Origin of the sequence: Paraburkholderia sp. USG1, assembly GCF_031570135.1 — a bacterium.
Taxonomy (GTDB): Bacteria; Pseudomonadota; Gammaproteobacteria; order Burkholderiales; family Burkholderiaceae; genus Paraburkholderia; species Paraburkholderia dioscoreae.
This window is the reverse complement of the sequence record NZ_JAMWXW010000027.1, coordinates 19,551-45,086: the sequence shown is the minus strand read 5'-3', so window position 1 is coordinate 45,086 and position 25,536 is coordinate 19,551. Positions and strand designations below refer to the sequence as shown.

Annotated in this window: 24 protein-coding genes; 11 read left to right on the top strand and 13 right to left on the bottom strand. The window is 64.2% G+C overall.

Annotation, left to right across the window (positions count from 1 at the left end):
* Positions 1-41 precede the first annotated feature (41 nt).
* A complete protein-coding gene (locus NE850_RS29130) occupies positions 42-473 on the bottom strand; it encodes a VOC family protein (RefSeq protein ID WP_007179391.1) in 432 nt (143 codons plus the stop codon).
* A gap of 342 nt (positions 474-815) precedes the next feature.
* On the opposite strand from NE850_RS29130, the gene NE850_RS29125 reads away from it, so the two are divergent.
* The gene (locus NE850_RS29125) at positions 816-1,556 is read left to right on the top strand and encodes a GntR family transcriptional regulator (protein WP_007179390.1); all 741 of its coding nucleotides are present in this window, start codon (positions 816-818) and stop codon (positions 1,554-1,556) included.
* 76 nt (positions 1,557-1,632) lie between these two features.
* On the opposite strand, the gene NE850_RS29120 is transcribed toward NE850_RS29125, so the two are convergent.
* The 4 genes from NE850_RS29120 to NE850_RS29105 all read right to left on the bottom strand — a co-directional run bounded on the left by NE850_RS29120 (position 1,633) and on the right by NE850_RS29105 (position 5,797).
* The gene (locus tag NE850_RS29120) at positions 1,633-2,184 is read right to left on the bottom strand and encodes a heme-binding protein (protein ID WP_310699732.1); all 552 of its coding nucleotides are present in this window, start codon (positions 2,182-2,184) and stop codon (positions 1,633-1,635) included.
* Positions 2,185-2,289: 105 nt separating this feature from the next.
* Complete coding sequence (locus NE850_RS29115) at positions 2,290-3,027, bottom strand: MmgE/PrpD family protein (protein ID WP_310699731.1); 738 nt, start codon at positions 3,025-3,027, stop codon at positions 2,290-2,292.
* A 2-nt stretch (positions 3,028-3,029) separates the two neighbouring features.
* Positions 3,030-4,385 (bottom strand): MmgE/PrpD family protein, encoded by a 1,356-nt coding sequence (locus NE850_RS29110; protein WP_007179387.1) that lies wholly within the window; start codon positions 4,383-4,385, stop codon positions 3,030-3,032.
* Positions 4,382-5,797, bottom strand: a complete 1,416-nt coding sequence (locus NE850_RS29105; protein WP_007179386.1) for an MFS transporter — start codon at positions 5,795-5,797, stop codon at positions 4,382-4,384. Before NE850_RS29105 ends, NE850_RS29110 begins: the two co-directional genes overlap by 4 nt.
* Positions 5,798-6,012: 215 nt before the next feature.
* Here NE850_RS29105 and NE850_RS29100 point away from each other — a divergent pair, with 215 nt between their 5' ends.
* The 8 genes from NE850_RS29100 to NE850_RS29065 all read left to right on the top strand — a co-directional run bounded on the left by NE850_RS29100 (position 6,013) and on the right by NE850_RS29065 (position 14,443).
* Positions 6,013-6,705: a GntR family transcriptional regulator gene (locus tag NE850_RS29100; protein WP_007179385.1), complete on the top strand. Its 693-nt coding sequence runs from the start codon at positions 6,013-6,015 to the stop codon at positions 6,703-6,705.
* Positions 6,706-6,935: 230 nt separating this feature from the next.
* Positions 6,936-7,436 carry a MaoC family dehydratase gene (locus NE850_RS29095; protein ID WP_165184398.1) on the top strand — a complete coding sequence of 167 codons (501 nt, stop codon included), beginning with the start codon at positions 6,936-6,938 and terminating at the stop codon, positions 7,434-7,436.
* 174 nt (positions 7,437-7,610) lie between these two features.
* Positions 7,611-9,017 (top strand): MFS transporter, encoded by a 1,407-nt coding sequence (locus tag NE850_RS29090; protein WP_165184400.1) that lies wholly within the window; start codon positions 7,611-7,613, stop codon positions 9,015-9,017.
* 6 nt (positions 9,018-9,023) lie between these two features.
* Complete coding sequence (locus NE850_RS29085) at positions 9,024-10,436, top strand: MmgE/PrpD family protein (protein ID WP_310699730.1); 1,413 nt, start codon at positions 9,024-9,026, stop codon at positions 10,434-10,436.
* A gap of 10 nt (positions 10,437-10,446) precedes the next feature.
* Positions 10,447-11,610 (top strand): acyl-CoA dehydrogenase family protein, encoded by a 1,164-nt coding sequence (locus tag NE850_RS29080; protein WP_007179381.1) that lies wholly within the window; start codon positions 10,447-10,449, stop codon positions 11,608-11,610.
* The gene (locus tag NE850_RS29075) at positions 11,607-12,797 is read left to right on the top strand and encodes a CaiB/BaiF CoA-transferase family protein (protein ID WP_007179380.1); all 1,191 of its coding nucleotides are present in this window, start codon (positions 11,607-11,609) and stop codon (positions 12,795-12,797) included. The genes NE850_RS29080 and NE850_RS29075 overlap by 4 nt, the downstream gene beginning before the upstream one ends.
* Positions 12,798-12,843: 46 nt before the next feature.
* Positions 12,844-13,596, top strand: coding sequence for a GntR family transcriptional regulator (locus NE850_RS29070; RefSeq protein ID WP_007179379.1), 753 nt, complete (start codon positions 12,844-12,846; stop codon positions 13,594-13,596).
* A 34-nt stretch (positions 13,597-13,630) separates the two neighbouring features.
* Complete coding sequence (locus NE850_RS29065; protein WP_310699729.1) at positions 13,631-14,443, top strand: CoA ester lyase; 813 nt, start codon at positions 13,631-13,633, stop codon at positions 14,441-14,443.
* 45 nt (positions 14,444-14,488) lie between these two features.
* On the opposite strand, the gene NE850_RS29060 is transcribed toward NE850_RS29065, so the two are convergent.
* Positions 14,489-15,292 (bottom strand): hypothetical protein, encoded by an 804-nt coding sequence (locus NE850_RS29060; protein ID WP_007179377.1) that lies wholly within the window; start codon positions 15,290-15,292, stop codon positions 14,489-14,491.
* Between the two features lie 298 nt (positions 15,293-15,590).
* On the opposite strand from NE850_RS29060, the gene NE850_RS29055 reads away from it, so the two are divergent.
* Positions 15,591-17,240: a methyl-accepting chemotaxis protein gene (locus NE850_RS29055; RefSeq protein WP_007179376.1), complete on the top strand. Its 1,650-nt coding sequence runs from the start codon at positions 15,591-15,593 to the stop codon at positions 17,238-17,240.
* A 72-nt stretch (positions 17,241-17,312) separates the two neighbouring features.
* On the opposite strand, the gene NE850_RS29050 is transcribed toward NE850_RS29055, so the two are convergent.
* From NE850_RS29050 to NE850_RS29020, 7 genes are all read right to left on the bottom strand, one after another.
* On the bottom strand, positions 17,313-18,122 hold the full coding sequence (locus tag NE850_RS29050) for a c-type cytochrome (protein WP_007179375.1): 810 nt from the start codon (positions 18,120-18,122) through the stop codon (positions 17,313-17,315).
* A complete protein-coding gene (locus NE850_RS29045; RefSeq protein WP_007179374.1) occupies positions 18,119-19,744 on the bottom strand; it encodes a b(o/a)3-type cytochrome-c oxidase subunit 1 in 1,626 nt (541 codons plus the stop codon). The genes NE850_RS29050 and NE850_RS29045 overlap by 4 nt, the downstream gene beginning before the upstream one ends.
* Positions 19,731-20,303, bottom strand: coding sequence for a cytochrome c oxidase subunit II (locus tag NE850_RS29040; RefSeq protein ID WP_007179373.1), 573 nt, complete (start codon positions 20,301-20,303; stop codon positions 19,731-19,733). Before NE850_RS29040 ends, NE850_RS29045 begins: the two co-directional genes overlap by 14 nt.
* 2 nt (positions 20,304-20,305) lie before the next feature.
* Complete coding sequence (locus NE850_RS29035; RefSeq protein WP_007179372.1) at positions 20,306-20,482, bottom strand: hypothetical protein; 177 nt, start codon at positions 20,480-20,482, stop codon at positions 20,306-20,308.
* A 24-nt stretch (positions 20,483-20,506) separates the two neighbouring features.
* Entirely contained in the window at positions 20,507-21,904 is a 1,398-nt protein-coding gene (locus NE850_RS29030; RefSeq protein ID WP_310699728.1) for a cytochrome c, read from the bottom strand.
* Positions 21,901-22,617 (bottom strand): c-type cytochrome, encoded by a 717-nt coding sequence (locus NE850_RS29025; RefSeq protein WP_007179370.1) that lies wholly within the window; start codon positions 22,615-22,617, stop codon positions 21,901-21,903. The genes NE850_RS29030 and NE850_RS29025 overlap by 4 nt, the downstream gene beginning before the upstream one ends.
* Positions 22,618-23,114: 497 nt before the next feature.
* On the bottom strand, positions 23,115-24,002 hold the full coding sequence (locus NE850_RS29020) for a LysR family transcriptional regulator (protein WP_007179369.1): 888 nt from the start codon (positions 24,000-24,002) through the stop codon (positions 23,115-23,117).
* A gap of 95 nt (positions 24,003-24,097) precedes the next feature.
* Between NE850_RS29020 and NE850_RS29015 the strand changes: the two genes are divergently transcribed.
* Positions 24,098-25,417 carry an MFS transporter gene (locus tag NE850_RS29015; protein ID WP_165184405.1) on the top strand — a complete coding sequence of 440 codons (1,320 nt, stop codon included), beginning with the start codon at positions 24,098-24,100 and terminating at the stop codon, positions 25,415-25,417.
* Positions 25,418-25,536: the final 119 nt, after the last annotated feature.

Genomic DNA, 25,536 nt, shown 5'->3' with positions numbered 1-25,536 from the left:
AACAGCTCGCTATGAATTGGTTTAATGCGAGCCGGAACGTCTTACTCGAGTACTTCGCCGTGCACGCCGGCCGCGAGCGTCTTCTTTTCCCAGCGCTGCATCGGCACGACTTCGGCAACCGGGCCGTTCGGCGAGCGGAACTTGACCGGCAGATGACCCGGCGCCGTGAGGATCTCGCCGCCGTTTTCCTTGATCTGCTCGATGAACGCGTCGAGGTCTTCCACTTCCATGCCGATGTGATGAATGCACGGCGCCGGACCGGCGAAATCGGCTTCATCGGAATCCGACGACTCATAGTGAATCAGCGTCAGATCCATATAGCCGTCGGTCAGGTGATGCGAAATGTGATCGCCGCTCTTGCCCTTGCGGCGCACCGTATTCACATGCTTGTAGCCAAACACGTTCTCATAAAACGCGCGCTCTTTCTCGACGTCTTCGACCTTGAATGCGATGTGCTTGATGAAATTCGGCATGGTCCATCTCCTTTGATGTAAGCGCGCGAGCCTGCGCGATGAAGATCAGTCTAGGACGACCCGCGTTTTCAGTCAATCGAATCATTCGAATGATTCGAATTAATGGATAGGTTCGGGTTGATCCCGATTGATTCCGATTGCCGCCGGGCGCCGCTTCCGATGGCGTCCCGGCACGGTCGCGGTGACGCATATAGGTGTCGATCCTGTATCCTTCGGAGAATTCGCCGTGCGGGCTGCGAATCGGGGCGGGGCGGCGCATGTCGTACGTGCGCTCGCGGCCATTTCATCGCGGTTCGAGCGGCTCGTTCCGACTTCTTTCTCTTCACTCTGACACTGACCTGAATGCCAGGATTTCGTACTCCGGGAGAGCAACCGCTCTATGAAATCGTCCGCGCCCGTATTCTCGAGCGCCTGCGTACCGGCCAATGGACGGCCGGCGACAAGATCCCCGCGGAGCCGCAACTGGCCGAAGAATTCGGCGTGGGCATCGGCACGATCCGCCGCGCCGTCGAAGAACTGGTGGCCGAGCGCCTGCTGATTCGCCGCGCGGGGCGCGGCACGATCGTCGCGAAGTTCGCCGACGAACACGCGTTCGACCAATACTTCAGCTTTGTCGATACGACCGGCGAGTTGATGAAGGTGACCGCGCGCCTGCTGCGCTTCGGCAAGGAGCGCGCGAGCCCGGCGCTCGCCTCGACGCTCAGGCTCGAGCGCGGCGCACGGCTTGCCACTGCGGATAATCTTCGGCTGCATGACGACGTTCCGGTCATGCTCGATCGCTTGTGGATGCCGCTCGACGTGTTTCCGGACCTCGACGCAGGAAAGTTCGAAGCGCGGCGCGGCTCCATCTACGGTTTTTACCAGGAGCACTTCGGGATTTCAGTCGTGCGCGTGGTGGAAGACCTGGGCGGCGCGGCCGCCGACGAAGAAGCGGCGCGCGCGCTCAACATCGAAGTGGGCGCGCCGGTGCTGCGCATCGAGCGCACGGCTTACACGTTCAAGGACCAGCCGGTCGAATTTCGCGTGCGCCTTGTCGATTCGAGCCGCTGTTCTTATCGGAACGTGCGCGGCTTGCAGGATTGATCGCATACGCGGCCCAGCCGCGTCGCGCGCATACAGGAACCGTCGCGCCTGGCAATCCGCGCGCGTCTCCACGCGCCTACTTCAGCGCGTCCGCGCCCGCCTTGCAGATATCCGCATCCTGATCGCCGCTGCCGCCGCTGCATCCGATCGCGCCGACGATCTTGCCGCCGATCACGAGCGGATAGCCGCCGGGCGAGGCGACCACCGAAGGATCGAGCGTCGCCGAATAGGTGTGGCCGGTTTCGAAGCCGTTATAGAACGTGCGTGTATCGCGGCGGAAGCGCGCGGCGGTCGCGGCTTTGCGCAACGCGATGTTCGGCGACGAGTTCTGCGTGTCGTCCATCTTCGCGAACGCGACGAGCTCTCCACTGGGATCGGTCACCGCGATGGCTTCGGGCCAGCCGTGCCGGGCGGCTTCGGTTTCGGCGGCTTCGAGCGCCTGGTTGGCGTTTTGCAGGCTGATCGGCATGCCGTATGGAATGTCGAACGGCGAGCGCGCCGGCAGGCCGCCGGCCGAAGGCTGCGAGGCGGGCGTCTGCGCGTTGGCTTCGCTGAGTGCCCCGCTCAGTGCCGCGCTCAGCGAGAACAGCGCGAGCAGCGAGGCTTTGATCATTCGCTTGGTGGTCATATCGGGTTTTCCATGTTGTGGCCGATCAGGCGTCGAGCGCATTCAGCAAGACGGCGGGTAACAACTTCGCCCGCTGTGTCCGGCACACCGGGCGAAGCGCGTCGCTCAGTCGAGCGAAGTCCAGCGCGTGCCCAGCGCGTCGGTAATGGCGGAGGCGTCGAAACGATACGCCATCAGCGCGGCAAAGCCACGCCGTCCGTCGATCGACGCGGCCGCGCTCGTGAACCCGTGCTTCGCGATCATCGCGGCTTCGAGCGCGTCCGCTGCGGCCTTGCCGATCTCGATCGCCTCCATCGCGTGGTCCGCATTGCGCGCGAGTCCCGCTGCCTGGGTTGCCGCGATGCCGAGCGCGTGACGCGTATGCGCTTCGTCGAGTCGCAGCAGGCGCGATACCGCCAGCACCGCACCCAGCAAGCCCACCGACGACGCCACGTTCCAGCGCGCGCGGAACTCGTCGCTATCGACCGCGGCGAGAATGCGCGTGGCGGCTTCGGTACCGATCGCGACGGCGGCGATCGCATCGCTTTCGGACGAACCGAGCTTGTCGCCGGTGGCGATCACGGCGGCGAGCACCGGCATTACCGGCGACGCGGCGGCCTGCGTCGCGAGCGATGTGCCGAGAATCCATGCGCGGGTGCGCGAGTCGGTCGCCGCGCTGCCCTGCGATTGCAGCAGCGCGGTGATCTGCGCGGTGGAGCGCGTCGCCGGATCGGTGAGCAGGCGGGCGTGCGTGAGCGCGTCGCGCGCGGCGCCGAGTGCAGACTCGGCCGAAGCGGGCAGCGCGGCGACGGCGAAGCCGGCGAGCGCGTCGGAGACGACGGAATGTTGAGCGGCGTTATGCATGATCAGTTTCCATTGCGAGAGCGTGTCGGCGCGCACAGGGCAAAGAGCGTGTCGAGATTGGCGGCGGTGTCCAGCGTCGCCACGGCGGCGGCAAGCTGCGCGGCGGTGCCGTCGCCCAATTGCGAATCCACCAGCAGACGGACCTTGTGCATCAGTTCGTCGTTGGTCAACGGGCGCGCAAGGCTGCCGCGCGCATGTTCGACGTGATGTTCGACGACCGTGCCGTCTTTCAGCGTCGCCGTGATAAAGACTTCGTCGCGGTTGACCGCTACGTCGGGCGCCAGCTTCGTCAGCGCGCGCACTGCGGTGACGTCGTCCCGCACCACGCGCGCGTCTTCGTATTGCGCGAGACCCACCTGGCCGTCGCACAGCGCGGCCGCCACGCCGTGAATCGCGCTGAAGCGCGCCTGCAGCCCGTCTTTCGGCTGCGGGTTGCCCATCAGCTCGGGCACGAGCGGATGGCAGCGCAGCGTGATCGACTGGATCGACTGCGCGTCGGCGATCCGCGGCGCGAGCGCGAGGCCCGCATCGATCGCCGGATGCGCGACGATCCCGCACGGATACGGCTTGTACGTGTTGAAAAGCAGTTCCCAGCGCTCACCGAACGCGCCGTTCATCAGATCGAAATCGACCTTGGTCGACAGCGAATGCGAATAGCCGCCGGCGGCTTCGAAAATGTCGGCGGCGGCGCGCTGGCCCTGCTGTGCGAGACGCGCGGCCGCAATGCCGTTCGCCGCCGCCTTGCCGGGGTGATAGGGCTTGGTCATCGTGCCGAACGCTTCGCGCTGGCCGACGAACATCGAGGCGGCGATCGACACCGCTTGCGCCAACTCCGCTTCGTCGAGACCGAGCAGCAGCGCGGCCGTCACCGAGCAACCGATCACGCCGCACGTGCCGGTGATGTGCCAGCCACGGTCGTAGTGTTCCGGCGAGATCGATACGCCGACCCGCAACTGCGCTTCGCAGCCGAGCGTGAACGCCGTCAACGCGGCCGCGCCGGTGGGCCGTGTTGACGGCGCGAGAGCAGTCAGCACGGCGAGCACCGAGGCGGCCGGATGGATGACGGTCGCGAGATGCGTGTCGTCGAAATCGTCGAGGTGGCCGGCAAAGCCGGTCGCGAGTGCCGAAAAATGCAGGTCGACCTTTTCGCTGCGGCCCGGCACCGGCGCGACCGGGGCCACGCCCAGTTCCGCGGCTGCGGCGAGGATCGCGTCGACCCCCGGATGCCGCGACGCACCGATCGAGGTGCCGATGACATTGATCAGCGAACGCCTGGCTTCCTCTGCGACCGGAACCGGCAGCGGACGCTGCGCCAGTGCGAAAAGGCCGTGCGCGAATGCGGCGGCGATGGAACTCATTGAGACAACTCCTCCAGACGAATGCCGTTGGTCTTCGGCCCTAGCAGCCCGACCATCACGACGATCACGAACATGGCTGACGAAATCAGCACGAACACGGCGGGCACGCCCGAATGCTTGAGCAATGCCGCCACCCAGAAACCGACGAAGATCGAACTCAGACGGCTCCAGCTAAACACGAAACCGACGGCGCGAGCGCGAATCCGGGTCGGATACAGCTCGGCCTGATAGGTGTGAAAGATGCCGATCAGCCAGTTGTTCGCGATGGTCACGGCGCTGCCGAACAGCAGGATCAACACCGGCTCGCGCACCATGCCGAACAGTACGCCGGCCACCGCCACGACGATCGCGCAGCCGACCAGTTGCCACTTGCGCTGGATGCGCTCGGCGCACGCCATCGCGCCGAGCGCGCCAAGCGGTGTCGCGAACGCGATCACCATCGTGTAGAGCAGCGAATGCGTGATCGTGATGCCCTTCGTGTACAGCAGCACCGGCACCCACGCGCCGAAGCCGTACACGCCGAAGGTCTGGAAGAAGTTGAAGAACGACAACATGATCGTGCGGCTCAGATAGCGGCCTTTCCACATCTCCGACCAGGAACCGCCGTGCTCTCCGGCCGGCGGTTGCGGCGCACGTTGCGCCGGGGCCTGTAACGCGCGGCCGGTTTCCGCGACCACGCGGGCTTCGATCGCATCGACGATCGAGCGCGCTTCGTCGAGCCGGCCTTTGCTTTCGAGCCAGCGCGGCGACTCCGGCAGGCCGCGCCGCATGAACCAGATCAGCACGGCGCCCGCCGAGCCGATGATCATCACCCAGCGCCAACCCTCGAGCCCGAGGATGGTGTGCGGCACGAGCAGAAACGACAGCACGGCGACGGTCGGCACGGAAGTCAGGATCACGAGGATGCTGAACGCGCTATATCGGCCGCGGGTGTGATGCGGCGTGAGCTCGGAAATATAAGTGTCGACAGTAATGAGCTGCACGCCGATGCCGAGGCCCGCGACGAAGCGCCAGAGATCCATCGCTTGAGGCGAATGCTGGAACGCGGCGGCGAAGGTCGCGACCGAATAGATCAGCATCGCGCAGGTGAACACGGCGCGGCGTCCGAGGCGGTCGGTGAAGCCGCCGAGCGCCACCGTGCCCACGAACATCCCCGCAAAAAACGAGCCGAGAAAACTGGCGAACCCGTCGACGTCGAACAGGCCGGCCGTGGTGGCGCGATACAGGCCGCTGCTGATGAGTCCCAGTGAGATATAGGCCGCCATGAACATTTCATAAAACTCGAACCAGCCGCCGATCGCAATGCGTGCGACGAGGCCGCTGAAATAGCGCGTCGGGGGCAGGCGGTCGAGCCGCGCCGAAACGCTCGCTTCCACGCCGGCGGTGCCGGCGATCTCCTTTTCCATATACATGCCGTCTCCTGGCTGGACTGATGTCCTATATTGATAGTGTCGACACTTTATGTAAGTGTAGGGCGAATGATCGATATATTTCAAGAGAAATTCAATTAACTGTACACACTTAGTGGAATTGAGCGGGGAGCTGGACGGATCTGGCTGGGCGGCGGTTTGCTAGAATCCGTCCACGCAGCGAGGCGGCACGCCAACGGATATCGAGGAATAACGGGATGGACGAAACTGTCGACACACGCGACGACGAGGAGCAGGGCGACGCATCGCCGGTCGGGGAGATCGTCGACTGGGTGGCGCGCGGCATTATCGAAGGCCGGCTGCAGCCGGGCGACGACCTGAATTCGGTCGATCTGGCAAAACGCTTCAACGTCAGCCGCACGCCGGTACGCGAAGCGCTGTTCGTGCTGAACCGCGAACGTCTGGTCGACTGGTCGCCGCGACGGCGACCGCGCGTGTCGTCCATGAGCCTCACGGAAGTGCGCGAGATCTATCAGCTGCGTGTCCTGCTATACGGCCAGGTGTCGCTTGCGATCGCCGAGCATGCCACCGCCGAGGACATCGATTCGTTATGGCGCGCTCACGCGCGTCTCGCCGACGCGGCCGCGCGCGCTGACGTGGACGGCTATTTCTGGGCCAACGTCGCATTTCGCGATGAAGAGCTGCGAGTAAGCCGCAACGGCATCTTCAAGGAAGTGCTCGATTCGATGCGCATGCGCACCAACCGGCTGCGGCACCTCAGCACGTCGCTGCCCGGCCGGATGCAGCGCTCGTGCTCCGATCATCAACGGCTGTGCGAAGCGTATGCGGAGCGCGACGGCACGCTCGCGGCGGCGCTGAACCGCTCGATCGTGCTGACTGCGTTACAGGCGATCGAGCAGGTGTGGGAGTCGGAATCCGGCAACGGTTGATGCACTTGCGGCGGCGCCGCGCGCATCGCTTCTTCTGCACCCGAAACGTCTGCCAGGGATAAACCTGGTCATCAGTCCTGGCGTGCCTCAGCGGCACGTTTGACCGCCCTCACCAATCGGTTCGACGAATGTCGTCTTGACATTCGTCCGCTCGCCGACAATACTCGCATCACAGTTTGTACGGACAAAGTAACAAATAGAGATAAAGTTGGTCGATACAGGAGACAGGCATGGAATCTGACGTCGCAGTCAAAACCCGCATTCGCGCCAGTTACGGGCGCTATCTCGAAGATTTCCAGGTGGGCGATATCTACGAACACCGCCCCGGGCGCACTATTACCGAAGCCGACAACATCCACTTCTCGCTGCTCACGATGAATTTCCATCCGATGCATTGCGATGCCGCCTACGCCGCCAAAAGCGAGTTCGGCCGTCTGCTCGTGAATAGCGGTCTGACGGTTGCCGTGGTGCTCGGACTCTCGGTGAACGACGTCAGCGGCAAGGCGATCGCCAACCTCGGCTGGAAAGAAATCCGCCTGACCGGCCCGGTGTTCTGCGGCGACACGATCTATGCGGAGTCCGAAGTACTCGACAAGCGCGAATCGAAGTCGCGTCCGGGGCAGGGCATCGTCACCGTGCAGACCCGCGCGTTCAAGCAGGACGGCACGCCGATCATGGACTTCGTGCGTAGCGCGCTGGTGCCGGCACGCGGGCATGGCGTCGGCGATTGATTGAAGCCTGGACGCTGCATCGTGCCGATCGCCGCATGAGCGGGCTGAGCGCTCGGGCAGTGTGAAAACGACAAGCAGCACATAGCGCGCAGCTGCCGGCAAGAGCAGTCCGCGCGCGGATTCCGGCGGCGCCCGAACAGGCGCCGCGATGCGGCAAGCGCCTACGCGCACCGCATGCACACCAAGGAGACAAAGGTGGCTATCGGTATCGTCAACTCGGGCGCGCGACTCGATCGCCTGCCCATCGCGTCCTTTCACTGGAAGATTCTCGGGCTCATCAGCGCGGGCGCCTTTCTCGACGCCTTCGACATCTATCTCGCGGCCGGCGCGCTCGGCGCGATGGTGAAAGCGGGCTTTTCGGATCTGAAGCTGAACGCGCTGTTCATCTCGGTGACGTTTCTCGGCATGCTGATCGGCGCAGGCCTTGCCGGTTATCTCGGCGACCGCTTCGGCCGCCGCTCGTCGTACCAGACCAATCTGCTGATCTTCGGTATTGCGTCGATTGCCGCGTGCTTCGTGCCGAACATGATGTGGCTGATCGTGCTGCGGCTGATCATGGGCGTCGGCCTCGGCGCCGAACTGGTGGTCGCGGCCGGCACCTTGTGCGAATTCATCCCGCCCGCATCGCGCGGACGCTGGACGGCCTTGCTCGCGCTCATCATCAATTCCGGCCTGCTGGTGTCGACGGCGGTGGGTTACGTGGTGATTCCGCATCTGGGCTGGCGCTATATGTTCGCGATTGCCGGCATCGGCGCGATTATCGTGTGGGTGCTGCGGCACCGTATGCCGGAGTCGCCGCGCTGGCTCGAATCGGTCGGGCGCAGCGACGAAGCCGAGGCCACCGTTTCCACCATCGAGCATGAGGTGCAGCGACAGAAAGGTCCGTTGCCGCCGGTCGAGCGCATCGAAAATCTGGAAGTGCCGAAAGCGCCGTTCTCCGCATTGTTTTCTCACGCCATGCTCGGCCGCACGCTGGTCGCCATTCTCACGGCGGTTGCCGTGAATATTTCGGTGTACGGCTTTGTTGCATGGCTGCCCACCTTCTTCGTCAAGGAAGGTCTCACCATCGTGCAATCGCTCGGCTTTACGACGCTGATGGCGTTCGGCGCACCGGGCGGCGCGTTGATCGGCTTTCTCTGCGCGGATCGTGTGGGCCGTGCGCGTGGTCTGGTGATCTTCGCGATCGCCACGATCGTGGTCGGCTTCATCTATCCGAACATGCATGCGGGTTGGGCGATCAGCAGTGTCGGCTTCGTGCTCGTCACCTGCATCTATACGGTCACTACGCTCGGCCTGTTCGCCTACATCCCCGAGCTCTTTCCGACCGAACTGCGCCTGCGCGGCACGGGCACGGCGGGCGTATGCGGCCGCGCTGCCTCGATGACCACGCCGTATCTCGCGGTGGTGCTCTACAACTCGTTCGGTGTATCCGGTGTGCTGGCGATGGTGAGCGGTGTTCTCGCGCTGCTGGTGCTCGGCATTCTGCTGCTGCGCGTGGAAACCAATCAGCACGCGCTCGAACGGATCTCGCCGAGCCTCGACACCGATTCCGATCCGATGCCCGCTACCCAGCAAGGTTAAATCACCATGACTTCACTCGACTCCTCCGTCACGCTGTCCGGTCAGTACGCGCGCTTCGGCGTCGGCCTGCAATTGCGCGACGTTCCGCATGCGGTGCAGACGCGCGCCAAGCATCTGATTCTCGACGCCGTAGGCATTGCGCTCGCGTCGCGTGGCTATCCGTATGCGGATGTCTCGTTCGCCGCATTCTCCGAGTTCGGCAACGGCAGCTCGCCGGTGATCGGCTACGGCCGGCGGCTCGGCCTGCGCGATGCCGCGATGATGAACGGCGTGCTGATTCACGGTCTCGACTTCGACGACACACATTCGCGCGGTGTCATCCATTCGACCGCCAGCGCCTTGTCTTGCGTGCTCGCGCTCGCCGATCGCGACGCCGTGAGCGGCGCGGATCTGCTGGCCGCGTACATCGTCGCAATGGAAGTGTCGACGCGCGTGGCGTCGGCGGCCAGGGGCGGATTCCACGACGCCGGTTTTCATCCTACAGGCCTAGTCGGCGCGTTCGGCTGCGCGGTTGCCGCGGCGCGTCTGTTGCAACTGGACGAGGCGCGGGTCGCGCACGCGCAAGGCATCGTGTTGTCGATGGCGGCCGGCAGCCTCGAATTCCTCGAAGACGGCGCGTGGACCAAACGCGCCCATCCGGGTTTCGCGGCCGCCTCGGCCGTCACCGCAGCGACGCTCGCGAAGCACGGCTTCACCGGCCCGCGTCTGGCCTATGAAGGACGCTTCGGGCTTTACGCAAGCCACCTCGGCAAGCCGCTCGACGCGGCCGATCGCGAGATCGCCAGCGAAGGCCTCGGCAGCTCATGGCAGATCGATGAAGTGGCGATCAAACCGCTGCCCGCCTGCCACTTCACGCATGCGGTGGCCGATGCGGCGATGGCGCTGCATCGCGAGCATCGTTTTTCCGCCGAATCGCTCGACTCGATCCGGCGCGTGGTCGCCAGGGTGCCGCGCGGTACGGTCGAGATCGTGTGCGAACCGGTCGATGCGAAGCGCAAACCGGTTACCGCCTACGACGCGCAATTCAGCGTGCCGTACATCGTCGCCACCGCATTGCTCAAAGGCCGCTTCACGCTCGACGAACTCGAGCCGGCCGCGCTCGCCGACCCCGCGGTGCTGGCGCTCGCTGCACGGGTCGATTACGAAATCGACCCCGACACGACCTTCCCGCGCCACTACACCGGCGAAGTCGTGGTGGAGCACAGCGACGGTTCGCGCGTCGCGCATCGCGAGGCGATCAATCGCGGTTGCGCGGACCGGCCCGTCAGTAACGACGACATCGTCGCCAAGTTTTACGCGAACGCGCAACGCAGTGTTTCGCGCAGCGCCGCCGAACAGATCGCCCGTGCCGTATTGCAACTCGACGAACGGCCGGCCCGCACGCTTGCCGACACGCTCGCCGGACACACCGCATCCTAAGGACGTCATCATGACCGCAACTGAACTCGACACGCTGGAAAACGATCAACTGATTCTCGACATGCTGGACCGCTTCCTCGAAACCGAGGTGCGCCCATACGTCCACAAGTTCGATCACGACGATATCTACCCGGCGGAGATCGTCGAGAAGATGAAGGAGATGGGCCTGTTCGGCTGCATTATCGATCCCGAGTATGGCGGGCTGGGTCTGTCGACGCGGACCTACGCGCAGATCATCGCGCGCATCTCGCGGGTCTGGATGTCGGTGAGCGGCATCATCAATTCGCATCTGATTCTCGCGATGCTGGTGCAACGCAACGGCACGCCGGAGCAGAAAAGCAAATATCTGCCGAAGTTCGCCACAGGCGAGTGGCGCGGCGGCATCGGCCTCACCGAGCCCGATTGCGGCACCGATCTGCAGGCGATTCGCACCACCGCGAAACGCGTGGGCGACGAATACGTGGTGAACGGCAACAAGACGTGGATCACCAACAGCAAGCATGGCAACACTCTGGCGCTGCTGGTGAAGACGGATACGACGGCGCAGCCGCGGCATCGCGGAATGAGCTTGTTGCTGGTGCAGAAAGGGCCGGGATTCGAGGTCAGCCGCCAGTTGGAGAAGCTCGGCTATAAGGGTATCGATACCTGCGAGTTGTCGTTCAACGATTACCACGTATCGACCGACGCGTTGATCGGCGGCGTGGAAGGCCGTGGCCTGCAGCAGATACTCGGCGGCCTCGAACTCGGCCGGATCAATGTCGCGGCGCGCGGCGTCGGCGTTGCGCAAGCCGCGCTCGACGAATCCGTCAGTTATTCGCAGCAGCGCAAAACCTTCGGCAAACCGATCTGCGAGCACCAGGCTATCCAGCTGAAGCTCGGCGAGATGGCGACGCGCGTCGAAGCGGGCCGCCTGCTGGTCGATGCCGCCGCGCAGAAATACGACCGCGGCGAGCGCTGCGATATGGAAGCGGGCATGGCGAAATACTTCGCGACCGAAGCCGCGCTGGAAAACAGCATCGAGGCCATGCGCATTCATGGCGCGTACGGCTATTCGAAGGAGTACAACGTCGAGCGCCTGTATCGCGATGCGCCGCTCCTCACCATCGGCGAAGGTACCAACGAGATGCAGCGCATCATCATCGCGAAGCAACTGATCGAACGGAGTCCGGTATGAGTTTGCCTCTTTCGGGGGTGCGGGTGCTCGCCATCGAACAATATGGCGCAGGGCCGTTCGCTACCCAGCATCTCGCAGACCTCGGCGCGGAGATCATCAAGATCGAGCATCCGACCACTGGCGGCGATGTCGGCCGCGCAGTCGGCCCGTACTTTTTCGGCGACGGCGATAGCCACTTTTTCGAAGCGTTCAATCGCAACAAGTGCAGTCTCACGCTCGACCTGAAGAAGCCCGAAGCGCGCGCGGTACTGCTCGACCTCGTCGCGAAGAGCGACGCGGTGTTCAACAATCTGCGCGGCGATCTGCCGGCGAAACTCGGGCTCACGTACGAGCAACTGTGCGAAGCGAATCCGAAGATCGTGTGCGGGCATCTGTCTGCCTACGGACGCACCGGCAGCCGCGCGGCATGGCCTGGCTACGACTATCTGATGCAAGCCGAGGCCGGCTATCTGTCGGTCACGGGCGAACCCGACAGCCCGCCGGCGCGCTTCGGCCTGTCGATCATCGATCTGATGACCGGCACGACCGCGGCGATGGCGCTGCTCGCCGGACTCGTCGATGCGAAGACCTCGGGCAAGGGACGCGACATCGACGTGAGTCTCTTCGACGTCGCGCTGCATAACCTCGCGTATGTCGCGACGTGGTATCTGAACGGCGGTGTGGTGACGGGGCGCGAGAACCGCTCGTCGCATCCGTCGCTCACGCCGAGCCAGTTGTACAAGACGCAGGACGGCTGGATTTTCCTGATGTGCAACAAGGAAAAATTCTGGGGCGTGCTTGCCGAAGTGCTCGACAAACCGTCGTGGGTGACCGACCCGCGCTTTTGCAACTTCCAGGCGCGTCTCGCGAATCGCGAGCTGGTGCAGACCGAACTCGACGCGGTGCTCTCCGGCGCCACCACGGCGCAATGGCTCGAACGCTTCGGCGGCCGCGTACCGGCGGCGCCGGTGTTCAACGTGAAGGAGGCGCTGGAGAATCCCTTCGTGGTCGAGCGCGAATGCGTGGTGAACGCCGAACATCCGCGTTTCGGCACGGTACGCGGCGTGGCCGCGCCGGTGCGGATCGACGAGCCCTTGCCGACGCGCGCCGCGCCGGATCTCGGGCAGGACACGCAGCGTCTGCTCGACGAGCTGGGCTACGGTGCGGAAAGGATCGCTTTGCTGAGAGAGGCGGGTGTGGTGCAATAAGGCCGGGCGGGCAACCGTCCGCTCTTCCACTTTTTTGCACACCAAGATGGCCACGACAGTCCTCGGGCAACAGCCGCGCTACATGCAACTGGCACAGACGCTCCTCAACGAGATTCAGGGTGGGCAGTTTCCCATCGGCACGTTGCTGCCGACCGAGTTCGAGCTATGCGAGCAGTTCGGCGCGAGCCGCTTCACCGTGCGTCAGGCGATCAAGCAACTGGAGCAGCGCGGTCTGGTGGACCGGCGGCCCGGCATCGGCACCCGCGTGAAGGCCACGCAGAGCGAGACCGCGTACCGTCAGGTGATGGAGCGCCTGAGCGATCTGCACCGCTATACGTCCGACACGGAGCTGGAAATCGCATCGACGCAGACCGTCGAGATCGATGACCCGGATCTGATCGGGCGGCTCGGCGCAAAGCCTGGCGAAACCTGGCTGCTGGCCGAGGGCATTCGTCTCTCACCGGGGAGTGTCGAACCGATCTGCCATACCGAAGTGTATATCCACCCGGCGTTCCGTTCGTTGACGGGTTTGAGCGGCCGGACGCACGTGCCGATCTACACGCTGATCGAAAAGCAGTTCGGCGAGCAGATCGCCGAAGTGCAGCAGGAAATCCGCGCGGTCGCGCTGCCGGCGGCGTTGGCGCAGCGTTTGAACGCAAAGCCGCGTTCGCCCGCGCTGTGGTTGTGCCGCCGTTATCTGAACCGGCGGGGGCAGGTGGTCGAACTGACGATCAGCGTGCATCCGGCGGATCGCTACAGTTATTCCGAAACGTTTCAACGCGACTGGCACGCGAACTAGCAATATCGCGCCGCGTGCCGTTCAGGAGAACAACATGGACGCACGCAGTTATCTGTTCGTGCCGGGCGACCGCCCCGAGCGCTTTGCCAAGGCGCTCGACACTGGCGCCGACGCGGTGGTGATCGATCTCGAAGACGCGGTTGTGCCGGCGGCGAAGCTTGCCGCGCGCGACGCCCTGCAGCGCTGGCTGCCAAAGGTGGGTCCGGCGCGGCTGATCGTGCGCGTGAACGCGGTCGGCACACCTTGGCATCTCGACGATATGGAGATGGTGCGGGCTTCGGGCGTCTCCGTGATGATGCTGCCGAAGTCGGACAGCGCGCGGCAACTCGCCGAGGTCGCCGCGCGGCTGCCATCAGCGGTCCGGATCGTGGCGCTCATCGAAACCGTAGCGGGCGTGGTGGCGATGCGGGAAATTGCCGGCGTGCCGTCGGTTGCGCGGCTTGCCTTCGGCACGGTGGATTTTTGCGGCGACGCCGGCATTGAAGGGCTCGGCGTGGAACTGAATTATGTGCGTTCGCAGATGGTGATCGAATCGCGCTATGCGGGCCTCGCCGCGCCGATCGACGGTGTGACGCTGGAGCTCGACCATCTGGAGCGCCTGACGGAGCATGTGGCCGGCGCGCGGCGTTTCGGCTTCGGCGGCAAGCTGTGCATTCACCCGCGGCAGGTGGATCCGGTCAACCGCGGTTTCGCGCCCAGCGAGGACGAACGCCGGTGGGCGGCGCGGGTTCTCGCTGCTTGTAGCGAGCATCCGGAAGGCGCGTTCGCGGTAGACGGCAAGCTGGTCGACCGGCCGGTTATCGAGCGGGCGAAGAAGATCGCGGAATTCGACACGCTCATCCACTGACAATGTGGGGCGTTTGGGCCGGCGGCAAGGCGAGCCATGCGGTGCTCACCGGCTTAAGTGGTCCAGCGCATCTCTCATGGGCGAACTGGAGATTACTAGCGGCCCGGTAAACGGCGTATCCAGATCGACGATCACATAGATCGCCGAAGCAATCGACACCGCGCCCAGCGAAATGGTGACCAACGCCAGCGCGTTGCGCGGCGCGATCAGGCCGAAACTCAGAAAAATCACGCCCAGCCAGAATGTCAATGTCTTGAGGAACGGCTGGGAAATCGAGCTGTGCGCTTCCTCGATGAGCTTCCACCGCGCGTCCACCACGCGCCGGTATTGCGCCAATCCGTCGTTGAGCGCGCGCTGTTGCAGCGGGTCATGCGCCCGTAGTTGCCGCAACTCCCTGCCCACGGCGGTCAGCATGTCGCCGAGCCGCGTGTTCTCCAGTTTCTGCGAGTTGCCCTGCGATGGTCCGATGTCTTTCGGATACTCGCCAGTGGGCGGCGTTTCGGTGGGCCACGTCGAGGCAATCGCCGCCGCGGTGTACTGGCGCAACAGGCGCCGGGCCGGATCGGTATCCGTGCCGTATTCGCGCAAGGTCGTGTCGAATTCGATCAGATCGGCCGCGTAGCTGCGCAGATCATTCGATGCCGTGTCGAAGCTGGACTTCGCGGACGCCGTCATCAAGCCGAGTACCAGCGCGGCAAACGTCACCAGCATGCCGATCACCAGCTGGATCAACTGCACGGTTTCATGCGCCTTGTGCTCTTCGGGCAACAGCGGCCGCACCCACACGCCGACACCGGTCGCGGCGAGCAATAGAACGAAAACCACCAGGGTCGAGCCGACTTCAGACATATGAATGCTCCGCAGACGAACCCCCGTCACTTTCCATCAACCGCCTGCCGCTGAAAACCGGGGTAGTCCCGCCACGCCCGGCGCGGGTCGCCGTTCATGTTGGCTCGTATGTTGATGTATCACAAGCGTCGGCGTTATCGACCATCAAGTTTTCGATTATCGCGCCGTAGTCCTTACATGTGGCATTCACTTACATTCGGACAATAGTTGCGGACCTGGTCGATTCGGCTTGGGCGCAGCACGCGTGGCCGAGGCTTTTATCGAGCGTTCGGTCAGGCAGCCCAACGGAGACAAGCCGATGTTGAAAAATCTGTCGATTCGCACCTGTCTGACCATGCTGATCGTGTTCTTCGGTCTCGCGCTGCTGGTCGGCGCCGCCGCTGGCCTGCTGTCGCTGCGTTCGAGCAACGCCTCGCTGCAGCAGATGTACACCGTCGACACACCCGCTGTTGCCGACCTCGAAGGCAGCGCCGGGCAGTTGTTGCGCCTGCGTCTCGCGCTGGCGACATATGCTTCGCTCGTCGACCTGAACGATCAGGACGGCGCGAACGCCGTGCTCAAGCGTTTCGATCAGTACCAGCAAGCCTCCAACGACCGCCTTGCCCACTTTGTGAGCCGCGCGGGCACGGACGCCGACGAACAGCGTCTCATCAAGGACATGCAGGACAAGCGCGATGCCTTTCTGCATGAGGGCGTCGATCCGGCTCTTGCCGCGCTCAGGTCGAACGACAGGACGGCCTTCCAGCAATTGCAGGCGCACAAGCTGCCGTCGCTCTATAGCGGGTACGAAAAGGCCATGCTCGCGCTCGAACAGTTGCAACTCGATCACGGCGCGCAACGCTATCAGGCTGCGCAGGATCTGTTCTACGTGATCTGTGTCGTGGTGGCGGTCGGCATGGTCGTATCGCTGCTCGGCTCGTTGATCGGCCGCGCGGTGCTGGTGCGCGCGATCGTCAGTCCGGTCGACGCCACCATCGCGCAGTTCCAGCGCATGTCCAATGGCGACCTGACGGGCCAGATCGTCGTGAGCAGCAATAACGAAATGGGCCGTCTCGCGGCCGCGTTGCAAAAGATGCAGGAATCGCTGATCGCGACGGTGAACTCGGTGCGTCAAGGCACGGAATCCATCGACACCGGCGTGAGCGAGATTGCCGCGGGCAATACCGATCTGTCGCAACGTACCGAGGAACAGGCCGCGTCGCTCGAAGAGACGGCGGCAAGCATCGAACAGCTCACGTCGACGGTCAAGCAGACGGCGGATAACGCGAAGCAGGCCAGCTCGCTCGCGCAGGGCGCATCCAGTCTGGCCGCGCAAGGCGGCGATCTCACCGGGCAGGTGGTGGGCACGATGCATGGCATCGTCGACGACTCGCGGCGGATTGCCGACATTGTCGGCGTGATCGAAGGGATCGCGTTCCAGACCAATATTCTGGCGCTGAACGCCGCAGTGGAAGCCGCGCGCGCCGGTGAGCAGGGACGCGGCTTCGCGGTGGTGGCGAGCGAAGTGCGCTCGCTCGCGCAGCGTAGCGCAGCGGCGGCGAAGGAGATCAAGGGTTTGATCGACGAATCGACGGCGCGCGTGCAGGCCGGCTCGCAACTGGTTGAACGCTCGGGCTCGACGATGACCGAGATCGTCGACGCGATTGCACGCGTGAGTTCGATCATGGGTGAAATTGCGGCGGCGGCCATCGAGCAGAGCACCGGCATCGATCAGGTCAATCTCGCGGTCGCGCAGATGGACGAGGTGACTCAGCAAAATGCCGCACTGGTGGAGCAGGCCGCGGCGGCGGCGAGTTCGCTGGAGGAGCAGGCACGGCGGTTGACTGCCGCCGTCTCGGTGTTCCAGACGGGGAGCGGCGCGGTGTCGTCTTCTGGGTCTGCCGGGCGGCGTAGCGGCTCGGCGGCCACGCCGAAGACGGCCGATACGGGTGAGTTCGCTACGGCCTGATATGGATGGATGTTCGGCGTTGCGACGCATTTCGTGTCTGGAACATGCGCCGCAGCGCGGCCGATACATCCGTTACTGCATGGCCGCGTAGTACCTGGCCAGGCTGTCGATCTCGGCGGGCGTCATCTGCCGCGCGACGTTGCGCATCTGTTCGTTGATATCGTTGTGTCGTGCGCCGGAAGCAAAGGCGCGCATCTGCGCCGCCAGATAGACCGACGACTGTCCGCCCAGCCACGGCGCCGCACCCTTGCGATCCAGTTGCCCGTGGCATGCGGCGCAAGGCGCGATATTGCGCTGCGGATCGCCCTGCATGGCAAGCTTCACGGCGTTCGCATCCGGTTCCGTGCCGGTGGCCGGCACCTCCGCCGCGGGCGCTCTTGGCAGGGACGCATAGTAAGCGGCCAGATCGTGCAGATCCTGGTCGCTGCGCGCCGCGATGATCGGTTGCATGATCGCGTTCTGGCGCACACCGTTCTGGTAATCGCGCAATTCTTTGTAGACCACGTCGGCATACTGCCCGGCGAGTGCGGGCGCCGTCACCTGCACCGTGCCCAGCACGCCGTGACACATCGAGCAATTTTGCGTGGCAATGGTCGCGCCGCGGCCGATTGAAATCGCGTCGGCGCGCACGCGCCGCAAAGGCGGCAGGACCACCACTTCGCTCGGCGCGGGGCCCGTGAGATTGGTGCCCCCATACCAGCTCGACGGCGCGCCCGCGGCGCTGCAGATCGTCGCCCACAGGCCGCGGTCGCCGAATGCGTTGCTCGCCGAAGGCAGCCAGATGAAGCCGATCAATATCGACACGACGGCAATCGCAATCGTGCCGCCCACGCTCAACGTGAACCACGGGTTGCGCAAGCTGAAGACGCGTTCCTGATTCATCGCTGCGCTCCGACGACGACTGCCGGCACGGAGGTCTGCGGCAATCTGAGCAACTGCACGATCGGCACACTGTAGTTGACGACCGTGAGGCCGATCATCAGCGCCACCCATAAACCGAAGCTGTTGAGCGCGGCCGGCACGCGCTCCACCGGCTGCGTCGCGCTGGCAAAGCGGAAGCTTTGCTGCTGCACCACCGGGCCGAATTGCGACCTGGCGAGGATGTAGACGAACAGCACGCCGGACACCACGAGGATCAATCCGCCCACCGCCGACATGCCGACCCAGAACGCCTGGGATTGCATGCCCGGCGTGTTGTAATCGTAATAGGCCATGCGGCGTGGTGCGCCAAGCAGCCCGACGTAGTGCCACGGCAGTGTCACCACCAGCATGCCGATGAACCACAGCCACAGTTGCGTGCGCACCAGCTTCACTGAAGCGAGCGCGCGGCCTGTCAGTTGCGGCCACAATTCGTAGGCGATCGCGAAGTACATGATCACGATCGCGCCGCCGAAGATCAGATGGAAGTGCCCGGTCACCCACTGCGTGTTGTGCACGGTCGAGTTCAACTGATAGCTCATGTTGATCAACCCGCCCGCGCCGCCCAGACCGAGCATCACGAACGAGAACGCGAGCACGAGCATCATCGGGTTCTGCCAGGGCAGCGCGGTGAGCCAGCCGAACGCGCCTTTGCCGCCGCGCAGCCTGCCGGCGATTTCAACCGACGCGCAGATCGTGAACACCGTGAGCAGCGTCGGCACCGACACCATGCCGGTGAACACCGCATGCAGGAACTTGAAGCCGGAGCCGACCTGCGGATCCGCGAACAGATGGTGGATGCCGATCGGCATCGCGAAGACGAGGAACAGGATGAACGACACCCGCGCCATCGAATCGCTATAGAGCCGTCCGCCGATCGCGCGCGGCACCAGCGTGTAGTACGCGATATACGCGGGAATCAGCCAGAAGTAGACGATCGCGTGCAGCGTCCAGGAGAACAGGATGCGCGACAGGCCGGCGTCGATCGTGTTGGTGAGGCCGAACGCGACCGGCAGGATCTGGAACAGGATTTCCAGCGCAGCGCCGATGGCGGTCCATGCCCACAGATACGCGCCCGCCACGTTGGCGAACATCGCGAGCGGCACCGGCTTGCCGGGGTTGGCGCGTTTCCAGATGCGCAGATTCACATGCATCAGCGCGACCCAGATCCACGAGCCGACCACCACCAGCACCACGCCGAGGTAATAGAAGGGACTGCCGATCATCGGCGGATAGAAGGTGTAGAGCACCGAGGCCTGGCCGAGCGCCACCGGCACCATTGCCATCACCGCGCCGACCGCCAGCATGATGAAAGCGGCCCATGCCCATTTGAGACCCACGAGGCGCTGCGCGAGCGCGAGTTCGACGATTGCGTAGCCGAAGCCCATCGACACCAGAGTGGGCAACACATAAGCCATCACCGTGCCGTGCGCGGTCACCGAACGATAGTAGAGCTCGGGGTCGCCGACCCACGGCAGCAGCGGGCTGCGCACCAGCATCTGCCAGGCGCCGAGCAGCAGCGCAATCAGAAACGCAATGAAGGCGAGCCAGAAATGCGCGAGAACGAGTCGCTTAGCGTGAAACACAGCTCAGCCTCCGTGATTGTCGGGCTTGCTCGAAGAAGGTGGCTTTGTCGATGACTTTCACGTGTGCCCACATGGTCTGATGTCCGAAGCCGCAGAACTCGTGGCACGGCATGGTGTGATCGGCGGGCGCGTCGAAGCGCGTGTTCAGCGTGGCGACGTAGCCCGGCACGACCATCGTGTTGATGTTGGTGTCGGTGACGAGCAGGCCGTGCACGACATCCGCGCTGGTGGTGCGGATCGTGATCGGCGTGTCGGCCGGCACCAGCAGGCATTGCGGCGTGAACGAGTATTGCTGTGCGATGAAGCGCACCACGACCGAACCGTCCGGCTCGACCGCGCTGCCCAGGTTGTCTTCGACGAATTCGCCGGACAGTTGCAGGCGCGACGGGTCGATCGTTTCGACGCGCGAGGGCGGCATCATCGCCCAATGAAGCCCGGAGTACACGATCACGGCCAGCATCAGCACGATCAGCGCGACGGCGAAAATGGCCCAGCGGCGCTCGGCGCGTAAGGCGACTGCGTGGCCGCCGCCCGATTGATGATTGGAATCAGTCGACATGATCAGTGAACGACGCCGCGTGGCAGAAACACGAGAAAGTAGAAGCCGAACCAGATCGCCATGACGATCAGCGTGGCGACGCCGGCCACGGCGATCGCGCCATGCGGGCCGGCCGCGACGACGCGTTCCACTTCGTCGTCCGTGGGTGGGGCCGCGCTACCGGTATCGTTTGCTTCCATCTAAAGGTTCTCCAGTGCGGCGGCTCAATGCAGCGGTGCGTTGCGCAACTCGTTGACCTCGCGGGGCGTCACGGGCTGGCCGTGATTGCCCCACGCGGTGCGGATATAGGTGACCACGGCGGCGGCGTCGGTGTCGTTCAGTTCCTGGCCGAAGGGCGGCATGCCGTACGGTTCCGGATTGCGCATCGTGCCCGGCGGAAACCCGCCGTTCAGCACGATGCGAATCGGGTTGACCGAGGAGTCCATTTCGATTGACTGATTGCCGGCGAGCGGCGGGTAGTGCTGCAACTTTCCTTCGCCCTTTGCGCCGTGGCAGAGCGCGCATTTGTCGGCGTAGATTTTTTCGCCCAGCGCGAACACGTTGGTGTTGGTCGGCGCCGACGGCCCCGACTTACGGCCGCTCTTGTCCGGCAAGGTCTTCAGATAAACGGCCATCGATTTGACGTCCTCTTCCGTCATGTACTGAAGGCTGTGGTACGTGACTTCGGCCATTGGGCCGTACACGGCGCCGCGATCGGAAATGCCCGCTTGCAGCAGATCGACGATGTCCTTGATGCTCCAGTCGCCGAGGCCGCCGTCCTTGTCCGAAGTCAGCGACGGCGCGTACCAGTTCTGCACAGGGATCAGGCCGCCGGCAAACTGTTCGCTTTGCGACGAACCGCCGAGCATGTTGATCTTGGTGTGGCACATCGTGCAGTGACCGAGCCCTTCGACCAGATACGCACCACGGTTCCATTCGACCGATTTGGTCGGATCGGGCTGGAATTCGCCTTCGCGGAAATACAGCGTGCGCCAGCCGTACAGCAGGTTGCGCTGATTGAACGGGAAACGCAGCGTGTGCTTGCGGTTCGGCTCGCGCACCGGCGCGACGGTTTGCAGATAGGCGAAGATCGCGTCCGAGTCCTGGCGCGTGACCTTGGTGTACTGAGCGATCGGCATGGCCGGATAGATGAGCGTGCCGTCCGGCGTGCGGCCGGTGCGCATCATCTTGAAGAATGCGTCCTGACTCCAGGTGCCGATGCCGTACTGCGCGTCCGGGGTGATGTTCGGTGAATACAGCGTGCCGAACGGCGTTTCCATGGCGAGGCCGCCCGCGAACAGTTTGCCGCGCGGCGCCGTATGGCAGGCAACGCAGTCGCCGGCGCGCGCCAGATACTCGCCGCGTTTGACGATGTCGGAGCGCGTGTCGGCGCTGGCGCCCGGCGCGGATGCTGCGGTGTCGGCGGCGCGTGCTTCGGCGATCAACGGTGTATGCGATGCGCGCAGAAGCGCGGCGCTGCCGGCCACGATCACGCCGGCTATCAGCAGGCCGGACACGAACGGTGCTCGCGTGCGTCGGCTCTTCGTCGTGGCGAGCCAGGTGTTGAGCAAAGTGTTGCGCAGCGCGCGCAAAGAACCCGGAGAGCGAAGTGTCGGCTTCATTGCGGTTGGCTCCCGCATGCGAGAGGCAGCCGCTCTCCGGAGGCCGGCGCGGGCCGAGGATCAGCCGGACGCGGCTGACGCGCGAGCCAGCTCGATACGGCGGTGATGTCCTTGTCGGAGAGCTTGACCGCGATCGAATGCATGCAGTCCGGCGCGAGCGCGTGCCGCGTGCCCGAGCGCCAGGTGCCCATCTGCCCGGCGATATAGCTCGCGTGCAGACCCAGCAGGCCGGGGATGCCCGGCTGCGTGCCGGTCATGCGCGCGCCGTGGCACGCAATGCACGCCGGTATCTTGCGGGCCGGGTCGCCTTGCGTGACGAGGCGCTGCCCGGCGGCGAGCACCGCAGGCGCGACGTTGCTTTGATCGGCGTTGGGGTAAGGCGGTTGCAGATCGGCGAAATACTGGCTGATCTTGCGCAGATAGTCGTCGGGCAGGAAGGCGAGCAGATAGCCCATCGGCGGATAGGTACGGCCGCCGTCGCGGAACGCGGTCAACTGATTGAACAGATACTCGGCCGGTTTGCCGGCAATGCGTGGAAAGTAGTCGTTGTTCAGGCCTTGGCCCTGCACGCCGTGACATGAGGTGCAGGCACGCACGCGTTCGTCCATTGCCGAAGGCATGGCACTGGACGCGTCGGTGGCGGCAAGCGCCACGCCGCTCCACAGGACGTAAAACACTAACAGAACCGACGATCCGATAGTTCTACGATGCACGCCAGGCCTCTATTGGGAACGTTCTTTCTTTTCGATTATTTCTCGCGCATTCGCTCGTGGATTTGCTCCTGAATCCGCGTGCGGCGCGTGGCAACTCCGCCAGTTTTTTTCTCGTATAACAACTGCAAAAAGAGCAAATCGAAAACGGACTTATTCTTGAATGGCGAGTGTTGATTTGCTGCGGCGATGCGATTGCTTTCTAGAACGATGATCTGCCTGAATGCACCAGTGGTGGCGGCTTTCGGGCTGCGGGATTAACGCTTGAAACGTTGAGCAGCGTGTGTGAGGTTGCAGGAATTCATTCGGCGCGTCAACAACAAACCAAAGCTTGCTTGACCTAACTCATGTTTATGATAGGCGTCGGCCGGAGGGCTTTCAACGTTTCATTGCAGATCGTCTTGCCCGCCGGCGGTATCTTGCGAATGTGATTGTTTGATGATGGATCACGGGCCTCGGCGAAACTGCGTGGGCCTTGTCGTCCGCGCGGTCGATCGCCGTCAACTGAAGAGCCGCATCAAAGCCGTGCGAGCATTGCTCACACGTTCGCTTTCGCCGATCCGTCCAGGCAACAGATGAAACTCCACGGCGGGTAACGTGGGCAAACCCTCGCTTGCTGGACAGGCCACGACACCGCCGCCGATCGACGAGTCGTTCAGACAGGAAATGCCGAGCCCGGCTTTCAGCGCGAGTTGCAAGCCGGCGACGCCGGAAGCTGAATGCGACACCACATACGGCACTTTGTGCTCGTCCAGCAACTTCACGACGAAACGCTGCAACTGGCAGCTCGACGGCAGCAACACAAGCGGATAAGGCGTAGCGGGCCGCGGAGCTAAATCGGCTGCACTGACCCACAGCAGTTTTTCGCGCCGTACCACAGTACCCGGCGCACCGGTGCGCCGGCCGGCGGCGCGTGTGTTGTGCGTGACGAGGCGCAGCGAGAGACCGATGTCGAACGACGCATCGTCGCCCGCACTGCTGTCGATCACCGCGCTCGGCAACACGGTGACGTGCAGCTTCAGGCGCGGGTGCTGTTCCGAGAACGTTTTGAGAATGCGCGCGATGTCGTGCGGACGGTAGTAGTCCGTAATGGCGATGCGCAACTCGCCGTCGAGCGAGCGGCCTTGCAGGTCTTCGAACGCGGCTTCGCTCATCGCGATGATGCGCCGTGCATGGTCGAGCAGGCGGGTGCCGGCGGGTGTGGCGCTGACGCCCTGCTTGCTGCGTATGAAGAGCGGCTGGCCAGCGCGCTCCTCGAGTTTCTTCAACTGCTCGCTGACGGAAGACTGCGACAGGAACACGCGCTCCGCGCCCGCCGAGACGCTGCCCGATTCGGCGACCGCGACGAAGGTCCGCAACTGCGTCAGATCGAATCCGCGTTGGCTCATGATTCGGTATATCCGATGGACGTCATCTGGATTTCCGGCTTTTCCGATAGAAGGCCCAGCCGTAGGATACCTCCAGATTCTTTGCGGAGGGTGAGATGGGAAACGAATCAATGGCGGCCGTAGGGTTATCCGGCGGGCGTACGGCAAGGCATCGGTGGAAAGTGCTCGGAGTCGGTTTCGCTGCTAACGCGAGCTTTTCGGCGGCATTTTCGGGAATTCCGACTACGGCGGTTTTCCTGCGCTCGGGCTATCACCTGGGCAACGACGGGTTGGGTCTCGTGCTCGGCATGCTCGGCCTCGGCATCGCGGTCAGCGAATTGCCGTGGGGACTGCTGACCGACCGCTGGGGCGATCGGCGCGTGCTGCTGCTCGGACTGCTTTCGACCGCCGCCGCGCTGGCCGGGCTGGCGCTGTTCGTCGTGCCGTCCGCTACGCATGTGCCGGGCGTGACCACGCTCGCGCTCGGCCTGTTGCTGGTTGGATTGCTCGGCGGCAGCGTCAACGGTTCGAGCGGCCGCGCGGTGATGGCCTGGTTTCGCGAAGGTGAGCGTGGGCTCGCCATGAGTATCCGGCAGACCGCAGTGCCTGCGGGCGGCGGTCTCGGTGCGTTGCTGCTGCCGGTGCTCGCGTCGCACTTCGGTTTCGCGAGCGCTTATGCCGTGCTCGCGCTCGCATGCGCGATGACCGCGGCATTCGCGTGGCGCTGGCTGCACGAACCTTCTCATACGGACGCGGACGGCGCGCGTGAAATCCACGACACGGCAGCGGCGAGCGGCGGGCGTACGAGGGTCTCGCCGTTGCGTGACATCGGCATCTGGCGTGTGGCGCTCGGCGCCGGAGCGTTGTGCGTGCCGCAACTTGCGGTGGTGACGTTTGGAACGGTGTTTCTTCACGACTTCAGCCGCGCCGGGGTGCTGGCGATCAGCGTGACGATGGCTGCGGTGCAAGCAGGCGCCGCGATTGCGCGGGTGTGGAGCGGCGGTTGGACCGACCGCCGCGGCAACCGGCGCGCTTACATGCGCGCCTGTAGCTTGCTGACGGCGGTGCTGTTCGCCTCGCTCGCGCTGCTAACGGGTCTCGCCAGCATGCATCGCGCGGCACTGACCGCGGTGTTTGCGCTGACGGTCGTGCTGGGCGGCGTGAGCGCGTCGGCATGGCACGGCGTCGCCTTTACGGAACTCGCCACGCTGGCGGGGACGAACCGCGCGGGTACGGCGCTGGCGATCGGCAACACCTGTGTCTTTCTCACGCTGTTCGTGACGCCGCTGGCGATTCCGCCGCTGTTGACCGCAGGTTCGTGGCCGATGGTGTGGGCCGTGGCCAGCGTGTGCGCATTGATCGCGTTACCGGTGTTTCCGCGTGCAGCGCGTGAACGCAAGCTGAGCGCGGCGCGCATTGGCGATGCAACCCGATGAAATCACGGCGCCGCCTGGCGATATGGCGTGCGGCGCGCTTTTCTCACGCGAGGGGCGCTGCATCGAACTTCGGCGATGAGTGCTGAGCCGTCGAACTTAGGACGGAAATGGGTCGTTTG